The organism is Ruegeria sp. BG9 (assembly GCF_056538305.1).
Genome location: NZ_JBQFSY010000004.1, coordinates 335,398 through 354,647 on the forward strand (window position 1 = coordinate 335,398; position 19,250 = coordinate 354,647).

Annotated in this window: 15 protein-coding genes and 1 other RNA gene; 9 read left to right on the forward strand and 7 right to left on the reverse strand. The window is 58.4% G+C overall.

Going from position 1 to position 19,250, the window contains the following annotated elements; genetic code table 11:
• Window positions 1-4 precede the first annotated feature (4 nt).
• From rsgA to ACR0I8_RS09390, 3 genes are all read right to left on the reverse strand, one after another.
• Window positions 5-1,033: a ribosome small subunit-dependent GTPase A gene (rsgA, locus tag ACR0I8_RS09380; RefSeq protein ID WP_170690619.1), complete on the reverse strand. Its 1,029-nt coding sequence runs from the start codon at window positions 1,031-1,033 to the stop codon at window positions 5-7.
• 157 nt (window positions 1,034-1,190) lie between these two features.
• Window positions 1,191-1,289, reverse strand: an RNA gene (gene ffs, locus ACR0I8_RS09385) — signal recognition particle sRNA small type.
• Between the two features lie 39 nt (window positions 1,290-1,328).
• Complete coding sequence (locus ACR0I8_RS09390; protein ID WP_480703062.1) at window positions 1,329-3,176, reverse strand: bifunctional 2',3'-cyclic-nucleotide 2'-phosphodiesterase/3'-nucleotidase; 1,848 nt, start codon at window positions 3,174-3,176, stop codon at window positions 1,329-1,331.
• Window positions 3,177-3,361: 185 nt separating this feature from the next.
• On the opposite strand from ACR0I8_RS09390, the gene nudC reads away from it, so the two are divergent.
• Both nudC and ACR0I8_RS09400 read left to right on the forward strand, forming a co-directional pair.
• Complete coding sequence (gene nudC, locus ACR0I8_RS09395; protein ID WP_170690617.1) at window positions 3,362-4,345, forward strand: NAD(+) diphosphatase; 984 nt, start codon at window positions 3,362-3,364, stop codon at window positions 4,343-4,345.
• A gap of 39 nt (window positions 4,346-4,384) precedes the next feature.
• Window positions 4,385-4,852 (forward strand): SRPBCC family protein, encoded by a 468-nt coding sequence (locus ACR0I8_RS09400; RefSeq protein WP_170690616.1) that lies wholly within the window; start codon window positions 4,385-4,387, stop codon window positions 4,850-4,852.
• 25 nt (window positions 4,853-4,877) lie between these two features.
• Here the strand turns inward: ACR0I8_RS09400 and ACR0I8_RS09405 are convergent, their stop codons facing one another.
• Complete coding sequence (locus ACR0I8_RS09405; protein ID WP_170690615.1) at window positions 4,878-5,711, reverse strand: prephenate dehydratase; 834 nt, start codon at window positions 5,709-5,711, stop codon at window positions 4,878-4,880.
• A 120-nt stretch (window positions 5,712-5,831) separates the two neighbouring features.
• Here ACR0I8_RS09405 and ACR0I8_RS09410 point away from each other — a divergent pair, with 120 nt between their 5' ends.
• The 5 genes from ACR0I8_RS09410 (at window position 5,832) to ACR0I8_RS09430 (ending at window position 12,203) form a co-directional block, all read left to right on the forward strand.
• A complete protein-coding gene (locus tag ACR0I8_RS09410) occupies window positions 5,832-6,347 on the forward strand; it encodes a c-type cytochrome (protein ID WP_170471271.1) in 516 nt (171 codons plus the stop codon).
• A gap of 171 nt (window positions 6,348-6,518) precedes the next feature.
• Window positions 6,519-8,426 carry an extracellular solute-binding protein gene (locus tag ACR0I8_RS09415; protein ID WP_170690613.1) on the forward strand — a complete coding sequence of 636 codons (1,908 nt, stop codon included), beginning with the start codon at window positions 6,519-6,521 and terminating at the stop codon, window positions 8,424-8,426.
• 1 nt (window position 8,427) lies between these two features.
• Entirely contained in the window at window positions 8,428-9,522 is a 1,095-nt protein-coding gene (locus ACR0I8_RS09420) for a microcin C ABC transporter permease YejB (RefSeq protein ID WP_170460207.1), read from the forward strand.
• Window positions 9,523-10,629 carry an ABC transporter permease gene (locus tag ACR0I8_RS09425; protein ID WP_170552545.1) on the forward strand — a complete coding sequence of 369 codons (1,107 nt, stop codon included), beginning with the start codon at window positions 9,523-9,525 and terminating at the stop codon, window positions 10,627-10,629.
• Window positions 10,626-12,203 (forward strand): ABC transporter ATP-binding protein, encoded by a 1,578-nt coding sequence (locus ACR0I8_RS09430; RefSeq protein ID WP_170690612.1) that lies wholly within the window; start codon window positions 10,626-10,628, stop codon window positions 12,201-12,203. Before ACR0I8_RS09425 ends, ACR0I8_RS09430 begins: the two co-directional genes overlap by 4 nt.
• 19 nt (window positions 12,204-12,222) lie before the next feature.
• Here the strand turns inward: ACR0I8_RS09430 and ACR0I8_RS09435 are convergent, their stop codons facing one another.
• On the reverse strand, window positions 12,223-14,151 hold the full coding sequence (locus ACR0I8_RS09435) for an elongation factor G (RefSeq protein ID WP_170690610.1): 1,929 nt from the start codon (window positions 14,149-14,151) through the stop codon (window positions 12,223-12,225).
• A gap of 214 nt (window positions 14,152-14,365) precedes the next feature.
• Window positions 14,366-15,721 carry an oxygen-independent coproporphyrinogen III oxidase gene (gene hemN / locus ACR0I8_RS09440; protein WP_170690608.1) on the reverse strand — a complete coding sequence of 452 codons (1,356 nt, stop codon included), beginning with the start codon at window positions 15,719-15,721 and terminating at the stop codon, window positions 14,366-14,368.
• A 61-nt stretch (window positions 15,722-15,782) separates the two neighbouring features.
• On the opposite strand from hemN, the gene fnrL reads away from it, so the two are divergent.
• Complete coding sequence (fnrL, locus tag ACR0I8_RS09445) at window positions 15,783-16,526, forward strand: transcriptional regulator FnrL (RefSeq protein WP_170375417.1); 744 nt, start codon at window positions 15,783-15,785, stop codon at window positions 16,524-16,526.
• 73 nt (window positions 16,527-16,599) lie between these two features.
• Here the strand turns inward: fnrL and ACR0I8_RS09450 are convergent, their stop codons facing one another.
• Entirely contained in the window at window positions 16,600-17,439 is an 840-nt protein-coding gene (locus ACR0I8_RS09450; protein WP_170690606.1) for a universal stress protein, read from the reverse strand.
• A gap of 193 nt (window positions 17,440-17,632) precedes the next feature.
• On the opposite strand from ACR0I8_RS09450, the gene ccoN reads away from it, so the two are divergent.
• A complete protein-coding gene (gene ccoN / locus ACR0I8_RS09455) occupies window positions 17,633-19,240 on the forward strand; it encodes a cytochrome-c oxidase, cbb3-type subunit I (protein ID WP_170690605.1) in 1,608 nt (535 codons plus the stop codon).
• Window positions 19,241-19,250: the final 10 nt, after the last annotated feature.

Genomic DNA, 19,250 nt, shown 5'->3' on the forward strand with positions numbered 1-19,250 from the left:
TTTTTTAATCTCCGCGTCGCGCGGATTTTCCGTGCATCGCGGATCGGACCATTTTGCCGAAAGCCTTGTCGCGGGCCCGCGCCTCGGCCACGGTCTCAGAGTTGCGCTGATCCTCGCGCCTTAGCTTGCGCCAGCGTTCCAACCGATCTGCATCCAGTGTGCCTGCTTCAATCGCCGCCTGCACAGCGCAACCGGGCTCGGCCTCATGCTGGCAATCCGAGAACCGGCAGGTTTGGGCCAGCTCCAGAATGTCCGAGAACACTTCGTCCACCCCGTCGTGCGCGTCGAGCAGGCGCAGGGCGCGCATGCCGGGGGTGTCGACCAGCCAACCGCCATTTTGCATCGGATGTAAGGCGCGAGACGTCGTGGTGTGGCGGCCTCGGGCATCATCCTCGCGGATTGCCGCAGTTGCCTGATCCTGACCGGTCATTCCGTTGGCGAGCGTTGTTTTGCCAACCCCGGATGACCCGACCAAAGCCGCTGTCTGACTCGCCGGACACCATGCCAGAACCTGCTGCAGGTCTAACGCGTCATGCGCGTTGACCGTCAGGACTGTCAAAAACGGTGCCAGCGCTTCGGCCTGCTTGGCGTAGGCTGCGGGGTCCGAGCAGCTATCTGCTTTGGTCAGGACCACGACAGGATAGCAGCCCGCCTGATGCGCCAGTGCCAGATACCGTTCGAGCCGGGGCACATTAAAATCCGCATTGCACGAGCTGACGATGAACAGCACGTCAACATTGGCAGCAATCAACTGCGCCTCGGCCCCAGTTCCGGCAGCACGGCGTTTCAATAGGCTGCGCCGGTCAAGCGGATGCTGAACGCGATTCTTGTCATCGGCCAGCACCCAATCTCCGACAGCAAAGTCGCCGGTAGAGTGACCAGGGGCAAATAGAGATGTTTCACCGGTCTCGTTCATCCCGACCAGACGGTCCCGGTGAACAGCGGTGAGACGAAAAGGCGTAAGCTGCGCGTGCGCCGCGTGTTGCGCAGCAAAGTGAGAGGACCATCCCAGGTCCGAAAGAGTAAAAGACATTGGTTTGCCTGTGTTCAGATATAGCAATCCCATCGGATGGCAGACGCGCATCCGTTGGTGATGTGTTCAGGCAATCGGAGAGTTGGGTTTAGAACCGATCTGCCCGAAGGGAGTTTGCTACAATCATAAAGCCCTCCTGCGGCTGATGGTTTATATAAAGTGAGAGGTTGGACATCGACCCAAGCGGGGCTCGTTGTGGCTGCTTCCTTCCGGACCTGACCAGGTTGGCGAGGCGCTCGCCCGCGCCAACCTCTCAGGGCCTGATATAGGGAAGGGATGTGAAAATGACAACCCGTCACAAGGTTAGTCGTATCCTTTCAAAGCCCTCGGTATCAGGCCCCAGCAATTCCGGGGAGTACGCGCAGAGCTCAGGCAAATACTTCAACGCTCCGCTGCCGGTTCTGAGGATCGTTTTGGCACCATTCAATGGAGTTAAGGAGAACGGGTAAGGAGCCTGATCCAGTGGGTCCGCGGGCAGGCGATCTGACAGGTAGTCGCGTAATATCCCTTTGATATCTCTGGACGGCAGAGGAATGGCCCGGGCTTTTGTGACGAAAGGGAAACGCCCACCACCGCTGGCGCGATAGTTGTTGAGGGCGACGACAAAGTTCTGATCGTCGCGGACTGTTTGCCCGTCAAAGCTCAGGTTGCGAATGCGCTGGGCGGTTGGATCGGTCAAGGCGCCGTTGCTGTCGAACCGCGCCGGGCTGGACAGGTCGATCTGATAGGTCACGCCAAACAGGACGTCAAAATTATACCCTGCCCGGCGGGAATCGGTCAGCTCGGCCTGGGTGTCTGGGTGGATCTGGTTGAAAACACTTGCCGACATCTCAAGCCAATCCCGCAGTTGCGCGCCGGTGATTTCGACGGCCCGCAATTCGTTGGGAAAGACATGCAGGTCAGCGACGTGACGCAGGCAAATCTTACCTACAGACACGTCCGTATAGTTCCTCGGTCCGGCACGTCCGCCGAATTTGTAAGGAGATACCGCAGACAGAAGCGGCAGTTCGGCGAACGCGGTGCCGTTTAGAAACGGGCGCAAACCCGCCGCTTGTGCCGCCGCGACCAGGGCTAGCCCCCGATCCGGCGCGCAGAAGCTGAAATAGCTGTGCAGGCTCTGCGCGGTATGACTGACAGGTTCGGCCATCCTTACGCGCGTGGCCAGATGCGCGGGCTTGAGCATCTCGCACAGGTCCTTGTCTTCGACCTCATCGGCTGTGGCGACCAAGCTGCAGTGGCGATCCGTGATCTGCCAGCGCCCCTCGGGTACCTTGGTCAGGTGCAGGTCTATGACCCCCAGATAAGACCCAGCGGACCCGGCCATGACCACAGGTGTGCCGTGGACCAGACCATTTTCGGCATCAACGCCGTCAAGCCCGAGATGCCCCGCGCCCGGCATTGTCAGGTGCGTGTGACCGGCAACAATCGCGTCAATGCCCTCAATCTCGGCGAGGGGAATCACCGCATTCTCAAGCCCCGGCTGAGTCGTCGATTGCTCCAACCCCGAATGGGCCAGCGCGATGACCAGATCACAGCCTTGCGCGCGCAACGCCTCAGCCGTTCGTCGGGCGGCGGTCAGGATATCCTCGGCAATGAACGTGTCTTTTAGGTGATGCGCCTCCCACATCGTGGTTTGAGGCGGAAGCACTGAAAATACGCCGATTCGGATCGTTTCTTCCTGCGTAATGGACCGGGTCAGAACGACACTGCGCAGCCAAGGCTGCCGGTCGTTCACATGGTTCAGATTGCTGCAAATCACCGGGCAAGGGGCTTGGGTTATTACGCGCTCAAGTACATCCAGCCCGAACCCGAAATCATGATTGCCCAAGCCGATCGCGTCATATTCCAGCGCCTTGAAGGCCTGCATCATCGGGTGCGGGCCATCGTTTTCCACCGCCCAGTCCCCAATCGGCGTTCCTTGCAGCGCGTCGCCATTGTCCAACAAAAGGGTCAAGGCGCCTTCGGCCTGTTGACGGGCGTCTCGGATCGCCGACGCCGTACGCGTCAGCCCGATGATCGGGTCCGTTTTGTCCGCATAATAGTCGAACCCGGTCAGGGTCATGTGCAGATCGGTGGTTGCCAGAATGCGGATATGCACACCGGCGTCCTGCGCGTCTTTCATGCGCGGGGAGATTGCGGTCACGTTCGGTTGTCTACTTTTGCGCTATGAGAGTTAAGAAAATTTACCAAGAGGACAAATAAGTGAAAAATCCGAGGCGGTCATGCGGTGTTTCGGTGGCAACTGTCGATATGCCGCAGTAGTGAATTGACATTGCAACACCTGCGCGGACATGGCAGCCCTAGGCGCAAAAGGCCGAGGGGACCCCAATGAAAAACGCAGAAAACGTGACATTCGGAAGCTCAGGCCTTGAGCGTGCGGCCCATTTGCGGGGAGACGCGGACAAGCTGACCGAAGCGGCCCAAGATCCAAACGCTCGCTGCCTGTTGCTGTGGCGTGGAAAAGTGCTGGTGCAGGGCGAGGCTCTGGATCGGTTGGGTCTGGTCACAATGGCGCATCCTTTGGTAGCCGATGGTCCTGGTGGCGTGGTTGAGGCTCCGATCCTGCTGGGCTGTTCCGATGATGGGGCGGCGGTGTTTGCTGCCGATATCTCTGAATGGCAGGCCGAGGGGCTGGATCTGTCGAGCTTGGGCAATTTCATCGACCCGTCCGAGCAACAGCATCCCGATCTGCCCGAGGGCCATGTGTTTGCCGAACTGCGCCGGATCATGACGCGCCTTTCTGCCCGCGATGCCGAGCTTGCGGCGACAGCCAAGGCGGTGATCGGCTGGCACGAGACGCATCGCTTCTGTGCTCGCTGCGGTGCGCCAAGCGACGTATCGCAAGCAGGATGGCAGCGCAGTTGCCCGGCTTGCGGCGGCCAACACTTCCCGCGTACCGATCCGGTTGTGATCATGTTGATCACCCATGGCGACAGCGTGCTTATGGGTCGCTCACCGGGGTGGCCCGAGGGCATGTTCTCGTTGCTGGCAGGCTTCGTTGAGCCGGGCGAGACACTCGAATCCGCCGTCCGGCGCGAGGTGATGGAGGAGGCGGGCGTTCCCGTGGGCGCAGTGTCTTATCTGTCCAGCCAGCCCTGGCCGTTTCCGGCGTCGTTGATGTTCGGCTGCGCCGGTGAGGCTCTGTCTCGGGACCTCCAGATCGATCCGGTCGAGATCGAAGAGGCAATGTGGGTCAGCAAATCCGAGATGATGCAGGCTTTCGCGGGGGAGCATCCGCGTCTGCTGCCCGCTCGCAAGGGGGCGATTGCGCATTTCCTGCTGCAGAACTGGCTTGCAGATACGCTGGACTAAAGAAACACTAAACGGAAAGAACGAGCAGCAAAGGCCCACATGCAGTTTTCAGCGCGCGAAGATATCGAGGCTCCCATCCACTCGGTTTTTGACATGGTTGCCGATTTCGATCGGTTCGAACGTATGGCGATGCGCCGTGGCGTTGACGTGCGCCGTACCACCGGCGGGGTCGAACCTGCTGCAGGCATGGCGTGGGAGACCGAGTTCAAGCTGCGCGGTAAACCGCGCCAGATGTCCGTGCTGCTGACCGATTGCGACCACCCCTCGCAAATGCGATTCGAGGCGACTGGTAAGGGCATGACTGGGGTTACGGTGGTTGACTTCATGGCCCTGTCTCAGCGCCGAACCCGCTTGAGTGTGGACCTGTCACTCAGCGCCAAGTCCCTGCCGGCGCGGTTGCTGCTGCAGTCGATGAAGCTGGGCCAAGCGCGGTTTCGCAAACGCTTTCAAATGCGCCTTGCGGAATTCGCCCGAGAACTGGAGCAGCGCCACCGGCATGGCGCTTAGACTCTCCTTGATCTGGTGGGCAGCCCTAGCCGCGCGGCTGGGCTGCCGGGTAGACGCCAAGTATTTCTACATTGGTGGTGAAATGCTCAAGTTCGTCCATGGCCAGTTGCACGTTCCTGTCTTCCGGATGCCCGACGATATCGGCATAGAACTGGGTCGCAGTGAACGAGCCATCGACCATATAGCTTTCCAGCTTGGTCATGTTGATCCCGTTGGTCGCAAACCCACCCATCGCCTTATAGAGCGCCGCTGGAATGTTGCGGACCTGAAAGACAAAGCTGGTGATCATGCCGTGCTCGCCCCGACGCGACAGGTCGGCCTCGGGTGACATAACCAGAAAACGCGTGGTGTTGTCGCCATGATCCTCGATATGGCGGGCCAAGACGTTCAGGCCGTAGATCTCTCCGGCCAGTTCACTAGCCAGAGCGGCGGAATGGATTTCACCCGCCTCGGACACCTCACGCGCGGCGCGGGCGTTGTCGGGGCTGACGCGCCCATGAATACCGTGCTGGCGCAGGAAGCCCGCGCATTGGGGCAGCAGCACCAAATGGGAATGCGCCTCGGTGATGTCGTCCAGCGTCGCACCGGGCACGGCCAGCAGGTTGATGTGGACACGCACGAAGGCCTCATCAATGATTTGCAGACCACTATGCGGCAACAGCCGGTGGATATCGGCCACCCGCCCATAGGTCGTGTTTTCGACCGGCAGCATCGCCAGATCAGCCGCACCGGAACGAACTGATTCGATCACATCCTCGAAAGTACGGCAGGGCAGCGCCTCCATATCGGCGCGCGCGTTGCGGCAGGCCTCGTGGCTATAGGCGCCGGGTTCGCCTTGAAAGGCAATGCGTTTAGTCATTTGGTCGGTCCCGTGCAACAAGTTACAAAATTGGGCGTTTCGTCGCGGTGTCTATACCTTGCCTCTCGCAAGGGGAAGCCTTAGACACCTTTTCAGACAGCTGAAATGGACTAGCGATCAATGTTCGACACGATGACAGTTACCAAGGCCGCTGCGGGCCTGTTCGGCACGTTCCTTGTGCTGCTTCTTGCCAAATGGGGTGGTGACATCCTGTACCATTCGCATGGGGGCCATGGGGATGCACAGGCTGCCTACATCATCGAGACCGAAAGCTCGGGTGAAAGCGCCGATGGCGAAGAGGTGGTCTTTGAAGACCTGCTGGCCGCCGCAGACCCTGAAAAGGGCGCCAGAGTATTCCGCAAATGTACTGCTTGCCACAAGTTGGAAGACGGTGCGAACGGCACCGGACCCTACCTGTACGGCATTGTAGACCGGCCTGTTGCGTCGGCCAAAGGCTTCACCGGCTATTCGGCGGCGATGCAGGCGCATGGTGGCAACTGGACCCCCGAAGCGCTTGATGCCTTCGTTGAAAGACCCAACGCATATATCTCGGGTACATCCATGAGCTTTGCTGGCCTGAAAAAGCCTCAAGAACGCGCTGACCTGATTGCCTATCTGCAAACCATTGGCAACTGATTGCCATCACGTTTGCGAAAAAACCCAAAGCCGCTGCCTTGTGCAGCGGCTTTTTTTATGTCGAAAATCTTCACAAAGCGTTCACGCATTCTAAACTTGAATCAGCCAGGACTGGCGATTTAGCTGGCGGAACAAACATAGATGACGACAACAATCCAGAGGATGAGCCATATGAAACCCCTCCTGCCTGCTGCGCGCGACATGAGTATTCGGCATTGGGGGGTGGTCTTAGGGTTGGTCGCCGTGACGCTCGGATCAGCCGAGGTCGCCCAAGCAAATGATGAAAACGTTACAACCAGTCACGGGTACTCCTATTTTGGAAATCTGGACTACCCGGCGGACTATCCGCATCTGAATTACGTCAATCCCGACGCTCCCAAGGGCGGTGAGATGTCACTGGCAGCGTCTGGAACCTTTGACTCGCTGAACCCGTACTCACGAAAGGGTCGAAGCGGAGCGTTAACCACAATCCAATATGACCGCCTGTTTGAAAGCGCGGATGACAGCGTCGGTCAGTACTACGGTGTTCTGGCGGAAAGCCTCGAGTACGACGAAGGGCGTAACTACGTCATTTTCAACTTGCGCCCTGAGGCCATGTTCTGGGATGGAACACCGGTCACGGCTGAAGACGTTGTTTACAGCCACCGTTTGTTTATCGAGCAGGGCCTGCCGTCTTACGCGCAGGCTGTCGGGCGTATGGTCACCGGGGCTGAGGCGCTGGATGATCACACCGTGAGGTTCACTTTCAACCCAGAAGTCACACGCCGTAGCTTGATCGAAACCGTAGGATCGACGCCCGTTTTCTCGAAAGCGTGGTTTGAAGCTGACGAGTCGCGTCGCCTGGATGAACCTCGGCTGGAAGTGGCGGTCGGTTCGGGTCCATACAAGCTGGACAGTTATGACATCAATCGTCGTATCGTCTACAAACGCCGCGACGACTATTGGGGCAAAGACCTGCCATTCAACGTAGGCCGCAACAACTATGACACTATTCGCGTCGAGTATTTCGCTGACCAGACTGCCGCGTTCGAAGGTTTCAAGGCGGGCGAATATACGATGCGGATCGAGAGCGATCCCAAGCTCTGGGCGACAAGCTATGACTTCCCCAAGCTGACAGAGGGTTCGGTTGTGCGCGACGAAATCATGGATGGCAGCCCGCCGACGCCGTCTGGTTTTGTGTTCAATCTCGGCAAGCCCCAGTTCGCAGACAAGAATGTCCGCAAAGCGTTGGCTCTGGCGTTCAACTTCGAATGGGCAAACGAATCCCTGTTGTTTGGCTTGAATTCACCGCGCAACTCTTTTGTGCAAGGCACACCGCTTGAAGCGCAGGGCACCCCATCGGGCCCAGAGCTGGCCTTCTTGGAAACGCTTGGCGATGCCGTCCCAGCCGATTTTCTATCCGAGGATGTCGTCGTTGCTCATGAATCCAACCCAGCACGCCTGAACGACCGGCGCAACCTGCGCAAAGCGTCGAAGATGCTGGACGAGGCGGGCTGGCCCGTGGGCGAAGGCAACGTGCGTCGCAATACCGAAGGGCAAACACTGAAGGTGAATATCCCATACCCTTCGAACTTGCCGACATCGACGGCGACGATGATCGAAACCTATGTTCAGAATCTTCAGGCACTGGGTGTAGATGCATCTGCTGAAAAGGTTGATCCGGCACAATATACATTGCGTAGCCGAGAGCGCGACTACGACATGGTCTATTCCACGCGGTATGGTTCGTTCCTGTCGACCGGCGGCGGATTGAGCCAGATGTATGGGTCCGAAGAGGCAGCCTTTAGCCTGTTCAATCCCGCTGGCCTGGCAAGCCCGTTGGTCGACGCGATTATTGAAGCGTCTTTTGAAACCGACAATCAGGCTGATCAGGACGCAGCACTTATGGCTTTGGATCGTGCCCTGAGGTATGAGTTTTTCGTGATCCCCGTGGGATACATCGCGGACTACTGGACAGCCTATTACGACATGTACGAATACCCTGAGAACCTGCCGCCCTATTCGTTAGGTCATTTGGACCTTTGGTGGATCAACCCCGAGAAAGAAGCCGATTTGAAGGCAAAAGGCGCGCTGCGATAAAATGGGCGCCTATATTCTAAGACGCCTGCTTTTGGTCATTCCGACCTTGCTGGGCATAATGGTCGTCAACTTCACGCTGGTGCAGTTTGTTCCGGGTGGACCCGTTGAACAAATCATCGCTCAGATCGAAGGACAGGGCGATGTCTTTGCGGGCTTCGCCGGGGGTGGAGACGCCGGTGCCGGGTCCGAGCCTGCAGGCGGTGTCTTCGACGACAAATATGTGGGCGCGCGCGGCCTGCCTCCGGAGTTCATTGCCGAATTGGAAAAGGAATTCGGTTTCGACAAGCCGCCGCTTGAGCGTTTTCTTGGAATGATGGGCAACTATCTGACGCTCGATTTTGGCGAGAGCTATTTCCGGTCGATCAGCGTGATTGATTTGGTGCTGGAAAAGATGCCCGTGTCGATCTCGCTGGGTCTATGGTCGACGCTGATTGCCTATCTGGTTTCGATTCCGCTAGGCATCCGCAAAGCAGTCAAGGACGGGTCGCGGTTCGATACCGTGACGAGCGGCGCTATTATCGTGGCCTACGCGATCCCCGGTTTCCTATTTGCCATCCTGCTGCTGGTGCTGTTTGCGGGTGGATCCTACTGGCAGATCTTCCCGCTGCGAGGGCTGACCTCGGACAATTGGGACAGCCTGAGCCTTTTGGGCAAGATTGCCGACTATTTCTGGCATATCGCGCTGCCGATCATTGCCTTGACCATTTCGGCCTTTGCGACGCTGACGCTGCTGACCAAGAACTCGTTTCTGGATGAGATCAAGAAGCAATACGTCATGACTGCGCGCGCCAAGGGATTGGGGGAACGCAAGGTCCTCTATGGTCATGTCTTCCGCAACGCGATGCTGATCGTGATTGCGGGTTTCCCGGCGGTGTTCATTGGTGTCTTCTTCGGCGGCTCGATCATTATTGAAACGATCTTCTCGCTGGATGGTCTGGGTCGCCTCGGGTTCGAGGCCGCGGTGGCGCGGGACTATCCGGTGATCTTCGGCACTCTGTTCATCTTTGGTCTGATGGGGCTCGTTGTGGGTATCATCAGTGATCTGATGTATGTGCTGGTCGATCCGCGTATCGATTTCGAAAAGCGGGAGGGGTAAATGGCGCTGTCCCCTCTCAACCAGCGACGTTGGCGCAATTTCCGACGCAATGGCCGTGCCTTTTGGTCTCTGATCATCTTTTCGGTGCTGTTCGGTCTGTCCCTATTCGCCGAGTTCATTGCAAATGATAAACCGATCCTCGTGCAATATCGTGGTCAATTCTACACGCCGATTTTTAACTTCTATCCCGAAACTGAATTTGGCGGCGATTTCCAGACCGAGGCGATCTATCGCGACCCCGAGGTCCGCTGCTTGATCGACAGTGGCGGGATCGAGGACTGTTTCGACGACCCCGAAGGTATCATCGAGCAGATCGAGGCAGGGACTTATCAGGCCGAAGGGTTCGAGCGCGGCTGGGCGATCTGGCCGCTAATCCCTTATTCCTACAACACCAGTGTCGATCGCCCTGGTGCGGCCCCCTTGCCGCCGAATGGTCAGAACCTACTGGGGACGGATGATACCAAACGGGACGTGCTGGCGCGGGTGATTTATGGTTTCCGCCTGTCGATCCTGTTCACGCTGATGGTGACTGGTGTGGCCAGCCTGATCGGTATTTTCGCCGGGGCCATTCAGGGCTTCTTCGGTGGCTGGCTCGACCTGATTTTTCAACGGGTCATCGAGATATGGTCCGCGACCCCGTCGCTCTATGTCATCATCATTATGTTCGCCATTCTGGGCCGAAGTTTCTGGCTTCTGGTGGCTCTGATGATCCTGTTCAGTTGGACCGGACTTGTGGGCGTTGTGAGGGCCGAGTTTTTGCGGGCGCGAAATCTGGAATATGTGCGCGCCGCGCGGGCGCTGGGCGTGGGTAACATGACGATCATGTTCCGCCACATGCTGCCCAATGCGATGGTTGCGACGCTGACCTTCATGCCCTTCATCGTGACTGGCACGATTGGCGGGCTAGCCTCTTTAGATTTCCTTGGCTTTGGCTTGCCATCCTCAGCCCCGTCGCTGGGCGAACTTACTTTGCAGGCCAAACAGAACCTGCAAGCCCCGTGGCTGGCCTTCACCGCCTTTTTCACCTTCGCCATCATGCTGTCGCTGCTGGTCTTCATTTTCGAAGGCGTCCGCGATGCATTTGATCCCAGAAAGACCTTCTCATGAGCCTTTTGGATGTAAACAACCTCAAGGTCTCATTCCGCCAGGACGGCGAGGTATCAGCTGCGGTCAAAGGCGTCTCCTTCACCGTGGATCGGGGGGAAACGGTTGCTCTGGTGGGTGAGTCTGGTTCGGGAAAATCGGTGACGGCTTTGTCGACCGTGTCGCTGCTGGGCGACAGCGCCATGGTCGAAGGTTCGGTCAAATACGACGGGGCCGAGATGATCGGGGCGTCGGAGGACAAGCTGATGGAGGTGCGCGGCAACGATATCAGCTTCATTTTTCAGGAACCGATGACCTCGCTCAATCCCCTTCACACGATCCAGAAGCAGATGGCGGAATCGCTGGCTCTGCATCAGGGCTTGGCTGGGGATGCCGCGCGCGACAGAATTGTGGAGTTGCTGAACAAGGTTGGCATTCGCGACCCTGAGGATCGTCTGGATAGCTATCCGCACCAGCTTTCGGGCGGGCAGCGGCAGCGTGTGATGATCGCAATGGCGCTGGCCAACAAACCGGATGTTCTGATCGCGGATGAACCAACGACCGCCTTGGATGTGACCATTCAGGCGCAGATCCTCGAACTATTGGCCGAGCTGCAGAAATCTGAGAACATGGGGATGCTGTTCATCACCCATGATCTTGGCATTGTACGTCGGATCGCCGACCGGGTCTGTGTGATGAAAGACGGTGAGATTGTCGAAACCGGGATCACGGCTGAGATTTTTAACAACCCACAGCACCCTTACACGCGTAAATTGCTGGAGGCCGAGCCTTCGGGGCACCCCGACCCCGTAGACGCAGGTGCGGAAGAGGTCGCCCGAACCGACCACCTCAAGGTCTGGTTCCCGATTCAGCGCGGCTTTCTGAAACGCACGGTCGGCTATGTGAAGGCCGTCAACGATGCGACGTTCAGCGTGCGGGCCGGGGAAACCCTTGGGATTGTCGGCGAAAGTGGCTCGGGCAAGACGACGATGGCGCTGGCCATCATGCGGTTGATCGCGTCCGAGGGTGGGATCACCTTCCGCGATCAGGATGTTCGCCGCTGGTCCACGCGAGAGTTGCGGCGCCTGCGCAAGGACATGCAGATCGTGTTTCAGGACCCGTTCGGCAGCCTGAGCCCACGTATGACATGCCAGCAGATCATCTCCGAGGGACTCTCTATTCACAACGTCGACCCGCATCGCGCCCCGCGCGAGCTGGTTGCCGAGGTGATGACAGAGGTGGGCTTGGACCCGGCCTCAATGGACCGCTACCCGCATGAGTTTTCGGGCGGGCAGCGTCAGCGGATTGCGATTGCACGGGCAATGGTTTTGCGCCCGAAACTACTGGTTCTGGATGAGCCGACAAGCGCGCTGGACATGACGGTACAGGTTCAGATCGTTGATCTCCTGCGCGATCTGCAGCGGAAATACGGGCTGGCGTATCTGTTCATCAGCCACGACCTGAAAGTTGTGCGAGCGATGTCCCACAACGTCATCGTCATGCGTAACGGCGACGTGGTTGAGATGGGCGCATCCGAGGATTTGTTTGAAAATGCGCAAACAGATTACACCCGTGAACTTATTGCGGCGGCGGGCTAAGGCCCGCCTCGCGTTTCCCTCAAGCGCTGGCTTTCTCGCGATCGGCGGATTTGGGGACCGGTCCGCGCAACTCTTCATAGTGATCGAAGCTCAGATTGACCCACCCCGTTCCCCGCGTGGCACTGGCGAGAGTTCGGTGCAACTCATCTTGCGCCACGGCCGGAAGTTGGGCGTTGAAGATTTCCCAACCTGAGGCATTCGGATTGCCCTCGAACCCCAATACCTGCCCTTGCAGCGAACTGATCGTGGGAACCAGATCTCCGACGAAATCTGACGGCAGATGAATCTCGGCCGTGAGAATCGGCTGCAGTACCACGGGCTTGGCCTGCGGTAGTGCCTCACGCACTGCGTTCTTGCCCGCCGTCCGGAACGCGTAGTCCGAACTATCGACATTGTGGTGTTTGCCGTCGCTGAGGGTGATTTTGACATCCACAACCGGGAAGCCTTCGGGGCCTTGTACCAAAGCGTCTTTGGCCCCGTGCTCCACGGATGGGATGTAGTTCTTCGGTACCGCACCGCCCTTCACAACCTCTTCGAATTGAAAGCCCGAGCCACGGGGTAGAGGTGCCACCGAGATCACCACATCTGCAAACTGACCCGCCCCGCCTGATTGCTTGCGATGACGGTGGCGATGTTCGATGGGCGTGCGGATGGTTTCGCGATAGGCGGTCTCGACCGGGTCGGTTTCGATCTCGATCCCGAAATCCTCTAGCAGCTTTGCCGTCACGCGACGCATGTGTTGCGGACCCTGCGAACCCAGTACGGAATGACCGCTCAGCTCGTCTTGTTCCATATGCAACCCCGGGTCTATCTCGACCAAACGGCTCAGAGCGTTTGACAGGCGCACGTCGTCGCGCTCATGCGCGGGTGAGACGACCTGCCGGTGCGCAACTGGATGCGAAGACGCCCAGTCCGGAAGCGGTGTGGCCGACCGGCTGTCATAGATGTATCCGGGGTTCAGGTGATCAGACTTGACCGCAAGCCCGATCTGTCCGGCCTCCAACGCACCGATCTGTGTTTTGGCGTCCAGGCTCGTCAAATTGCCGACCGTTTCGCCTCCCAAAGCCTCGTGCGCTTTGACACCATCGCCCAGCCCACGCAGCACGGTGATCTTGCCGATATGTTTCTTCACGTCGGCAAAGCCAGCAATCGCGCGTGCATTGTCCGCAGCCTCATCTCGCCCGGCGGCGATATCGAACTCGGGCGCTTCGTGCCGCAGGGCTTTCATCAAGCGTGTGAGCCCATTGCCATGTTGCGCGGCCCCCAGGCAGGCCGGAATCAACTGGTGATTTTGCAGGACCTGAGCGGCCAGATCGTAAATTTCGGCGCTGGGGGGCTGCTTGTCTTCGATCAGTTGCTCCAGAAGATGGTCATCGAAATCCGAAAGCGTTTCCAGCAATTCAGTGCGGGCTTCCTGTTCGCGGTCCTCGACGGATTGAGGCAGTTCGATCAAGGCCGAGGGCTGGCCCTCTTGATATTTCCACGCACGTTCCGAGATCAGATCGACCGCGCCTATGATTGTATCGCCGTCACGGATCGGGACCTGCCGCAAGGCGATGTGATGGGTGCAATAGGTCTGCAAGGCCGCGATGATGTCGCGGATACGGCCGTTGGGGTTGTCCATTCTGTTGATGAACAGAAAGCAAGGAATGCCTGCCTCTTCCACGAGCCGCAGGTACGGCGCGCATAGTACGGCCGCATCGGGGTCTGGCGGGACGACGACCACGGCGGCGTCCGAGATCGCCATGGCTGGTCCCACATAGGCCAGCGCATCGCCGCCGCCATCAACGTCAACCGCGCACCACGGTTCGTCCAAATAAGAAAAACCGTGCAAATGCACGGTTCCGGAGATGTCGAATGTTGTCGGGCGCCCGTCGAGGCGGCTGATGGCCTCGACCAGAGTGGATTTGCCCGATTGACTGGGGCCTAGGACGGTGAAAACGCGCATATGTGCTGTCCCTCTTTCAGGTTGCAGAGTGGCTGCACGAAAGGGGCTGCCTTGCGCAAATGCGTTGGCATGGTTTGTCTGCGGAATTGCCTGCCTCGGGCCGTGGACTTGGTCGAAGACCCACGCCCCAAGTGTGGAGAAAACACCAGCCTTGCGTCAACCCCCCGTTCGGGATCGGCTTAGGCCCGCCGAAAACCGGGCCGCTTGCTCAAGGTCAGATCGCAGAGCTATGTCCGGCTTTGCTCAGGTCATAGGCATCGAAACTGCGCGCGATCATTCGGGTCAGAGCACGCGCCTCGGACGGGATGAACAGCCCGTCATTGGTGATGCGCAGCAGGCCGTCAAATCTTGCGTTCACCTCACCATACATCTTGTTCAGCTCTGCGCTGGATACATCATGGCTGCGCAGAATCTCGGCCGAGTCGACCCGGAAATCGCACATCAACGCTTCGATCAAGCGGGCGCGCAACACGTCCTGTCCCTTGAACGAATGCCCACGCGAGGTCGAGAACTGACCTTCACAAATTGCCTTGGTATGGGCCGAGGTCGCGGGGTTGTTCTGTGCGTAGCCCTGAGGAAAGCGCGAGATCGAGCTTGCTCCGACGCCGATCAGAACCTCGGCCTGATCGTCCGTATAGCCCTGGAAGTTGCGTTTCAGTTGGCCCGCTTTCAATGCTTTGGTCAGCCCGTCTTGTTGCGTCGCAAAGTGGTCGATTCCGATTTCGGCGTAATTGTCCCACATGAACAGGCGGCGGGCGGTGTCGAAAAGATCCAGACGCTGCTCGGGTGTTGGCAAAGCCTCGGACGGGATCAGTTGCTGCCGTTTCGCCATCCACGGCACATGGGCATAGCCATAAAGCGCGACGCGATCCGGGCTGAGCGACAGAAGCTTCTGCACGCTTTCAGTCATCCGCGCCTTGGTCTGATGCGGCAGGCCAAACAGGATATCGGCATTCAGGCTGGTGATCCCGCGCGCGCGGATCATATCCACCGCATCCCGCGTGGTATCGTAGCTTTGGATGCGCCCGATGGTTTTCTGGATCTCATCATCGAAATCCTGCACCCCGATCGAGGCGCGGTTCATGCCCGCGTCTGCGAGGACATCCAGACGCGCTTCGTCAATCTCATTCGGGTCGATCTCGACCGAGAACTCGGCATCCGGTCCCAGCGGCACGATATCCAGAATGTAGCGCGCCAGATCGCGCATCAGGTCGGCATTCAGCAGGGTTGGGGTGCCGCCGCCCCAATGCAGGCGGGATAGAACCACCCCCTCGGGCAGGCGCGCAGCCAATAGGTCCAGCTCGGCCTTCAGCACGTCGACATAGGCGACCACGGGGCTGTCGGTTTGCGTGCCTTGCGTGCGGCAGGCGCAGAACCAGCATAGACGCCGACAGAAGGGGACATGGACATAAAGCGAAATGGCGCTGCCGGGTTTAATCCGGGCGATCCAGTCACCAAAAAGATCAGCCCCCACGTCATTGCTGAAATGGGGGGCGGTCGGGTAGCTGGTGTAGCGAGGCACCTTCGCGTCAAAAAGTCCAAGCCTTGCCAATTGTGATTTATCTATCATGGAGATACCTTTAAGGGACCCAAGTCTTGGTTGCTTTGATAGAGATCAAGTAGGAAAGCGAATGTCAGTAGAGATAAAGTTTGATCATTCCAACTGTGACGAATGCCCGATTCGTCATCGGGCCGTCTGCGCCCGGTGTGATGCGGATGAGCTGCAGTCCCTTGAAGAGATTAAATATTATCGCAGTTTCGAAGCGGGTCAGACGATCATCTGGTCCGGCGATCAGATGAACTTTGTCGGCTCGGTCGTCTCGGGTATCGCGTCTCTGACCCAGACGATGGAGGACGGGCGGACCCAGATGGTGGGTCTGCTGCTGCCCAGTGATTTTGTCGGGCGACCGGGGCGTGATTCTGCGCCTTATGACGTTCAGGCCACCACAGATGTGGTGATGTGCTGCTTTCGCAAGAAGCCGTTCGAAGGGTTGTTGAGTGAGACCCCTCATATCGCGCATCGTCTTTTGCAGATGACATTGGATGAGCTGGACGCCGCGCGGGAATGGATGCTTGTTCTGGGCCGCAAGACGGCGCGGGAGAAGATCGCCAGCCTGCTTTCGATCATCGCGCGCAGGGATGCGTCGATTACGCAGAAAGGGCTGTCAGGCCCGCTCGTGTTTGACCTGCCGCTGACGCGTGAGGCGATGGCGGACTATTTGGGTCTAACGCTGGAAACGGTGAGCCGGCAGATATCGGCCCTGAAAAAGGACGGGGTTATCGTGCTGGAAGGCAAGCGCCACGTGACCATCCCTGATCTTGGTCGCCTTATGGAAGAGGCCGGAGACGACTCGGACGGAGGTTTCCTCGTTTAGACGCCACCCGCCAGTCACATACCAAAGCGATCGAGCCGCCCCGCAGGGCGGCTTTTTTTGGTTCAGGACGCGATCAGTGTGCCATGAAGACCGGTACAGCGGATTGTTCCAGCATGTTGCGCGTTGCACCGCCAAGGATCGCTTCGCGAAAGCGGGAATGGCCGTAGGCGCCCATGACAATCATATCTGATTCCGTATCCGTAGCGTGGCGGTTCAGAATGTCAGACACCCGTGTCATGGTTTTGCTGAGGACTTCGATATCGCACCTGACACCGTGCCGCGCGAGCATCTGGGACAGCATGCCACCTGGGTCAGAGCGGTCGGGCCCATGCCGTGGCGGGTCGATCACCACGATACGTGCCAGATCGGCATCTTTCAGAAATGGCAGGGCGCAGCGCACCGCACGCATAGCCTCGACGCTTTCGTTCCACGCGATCATGATGTTTTTAGGCTTCGAAACAGGTTGCCCCGCGTTCGGGACGACCATGACCGGAGCGTGACCTTCGAACATGGCGGCTTCGACAATCGGTTCCGCTTCGGCACCGCGCCCTTCGCCATAGGGGTGCGGTAGGACAACCAAATCCGAGAACCGTGCCCGATGGGCAACGTGGCGTCCAATGTCCGCGATCTGGGCGACTCCGTTTTCGGCCGACCACCGCACACCGGTTTTTCCCAGAAAATCCTCGGCATAGCTTAGCAGTTCATCGGCCTCGGCATTGGCCCGGCTGAGGGTTTCCTGAAGGATAAGTGCGTTCGCCCCGGCGTAGTAATACCCTGTCTGACTGCGATCGACGCCCAGGCACAGGGCCTCGGCATGACCATCCTGCGCTTCGGCCAATGCCGCTGCCTGAGACAACGCTGCCTGCGCATTCGTAGTTTCCGTCATGATGGTGAGAATTGATTTGTAAGCCATATCGACCTCGTCTTTCGAGCAGCCGATCCAATGCGACCAGCGCCCCTCCACTTGACAATGGGTGTCACAGAAAACAACGGATTGTCTTGACTCAGATCAAAGCGGCAGAGGGTGTTCTTCTACATTACGGTGGACAGTCAAAAAGGTTCTGTGCGGCACGTAAATCGCGCAGGGCAGGGTAAAGGGACGCAATATGTCGAATTACATCAAGCTGATCGTGCTTGGTCTGGTCGTGCTGTTTGCCGCGATCGGGTCCAATTATGCACGCGATTTGGCGTATCAGGTGCATGCGATACTGGTGATGATCATCGCCGGTGGTCTGTTCATCTGGACGCTTCGAAACACGGATGAGCCAGATATTCTTGTCGATCGCTCCGGCGAGTACATGGACGGCGTGATCCGCTACGGCGTGATCGCAACTGCCTTCTGGGGCGTGGTCGGGTTCCTGGCGGGAACTTTTATTGCGTTCCAGCTGGCATTTCCAACGCTCAACTTCGAATGGGCGCAAGGCTATCTGAACTTTGGGCGGTTGCGTCCGCTGCACACCTCAGCGGTGATTTTTGCCTTTGGGGGCAACGCTCTGATTGCGACCTCGTTCTACGTGGTGCAGCGCACCAGCGCGGCGCGTCTGTGGGGCGGAAACCTGGCATGGTTCGTGTTCTGGGGTTATCAGCTGTTCATCGTTCTGGCAGCAACCGGATATGTTCTGGGTGGCACGCAGTCCAAGGAATATGCCGAGCCTGAGTGGTATGTGGACCTGTGGCTGACCGTCGTCTGGGTCGCCTATCTGGCTGTCTATCTGGGCACGATCATCAAACGGAAAGAGCCGCATATCTATGTGGCCAACTGGTTCTACCTTGCCTTTATCGTGACCGTTGCGATGCTGCACCTGGTCAACAACATGACCATCCCGGTCAGTATCTGGGGTTCGAAATCGGTTATCGTCTGGTCGGGCGTACAGGATGCTATGATCCAGTGGTGGTATGGCCACAACGCTGTGGGCTTCTTCCTGACTGCGGGCTTCCTGGGCATGATGTACTACTTCATCCCGAAACAGGCCGAACGTCCAGTATTCTCGTACAAGCTGTCGATCATCCACTTCTGGGCGCTGATCTTCCTGTATATCTGGGCCGGTCCGCACCACCTGCACTATACCGCGCTTCCCGACTGGGCCTCGACGCTGGGCATGGTGTTCTCGATCGTGCTGTGGATGCCGTCTTGGGGTGGTATGATCAACGGTCTGATGACGCTCTCGGGCGCATGGGACAAGCTGCGCACCGACCCGATCATCCGTATGATGGTCATCTCGGTCGGCTTCTACGGTATGTCCACCTTTGAGGGTCCGATGATGTCGATCCGTGCGGTGAACTCGCTCAGCCACTACACCGACTGGACCATTGGTCACGTACATTCGGGCGCGCTGGGCTGGAACGGCATGATCACCTTTGGTGCGCTGTACTATCTGGTGCCTGTCCTGTGGAAGCGTGAGCGTCTGTACTCCTTGCAGATGGTCAGCTGGCACTTCTGGCTCGCGACGATCGGCATCGTTCTCTATGCCGCGTCGATGTGGGTCACCGGTATCATGGAAGGCCTGATGTGGCGCGAAGTGGATGCCAACGGCTTCTTGGTGAACTCGTTCGCTGACACCGTTGCCGCCAAGTTCCCGATGTATGTGGTTCGCGGTCTGGGTGGGGTTCTGTTCCTCGCTGGCTCGGTGATCATGTGCTACAACCTGTGGATGACTGTGCGCAAGGCGCCGGCTAAAGAGGCCAGCCTGACCGTCGCAGTCCCGGCTGAATAAAGGAGGCCGG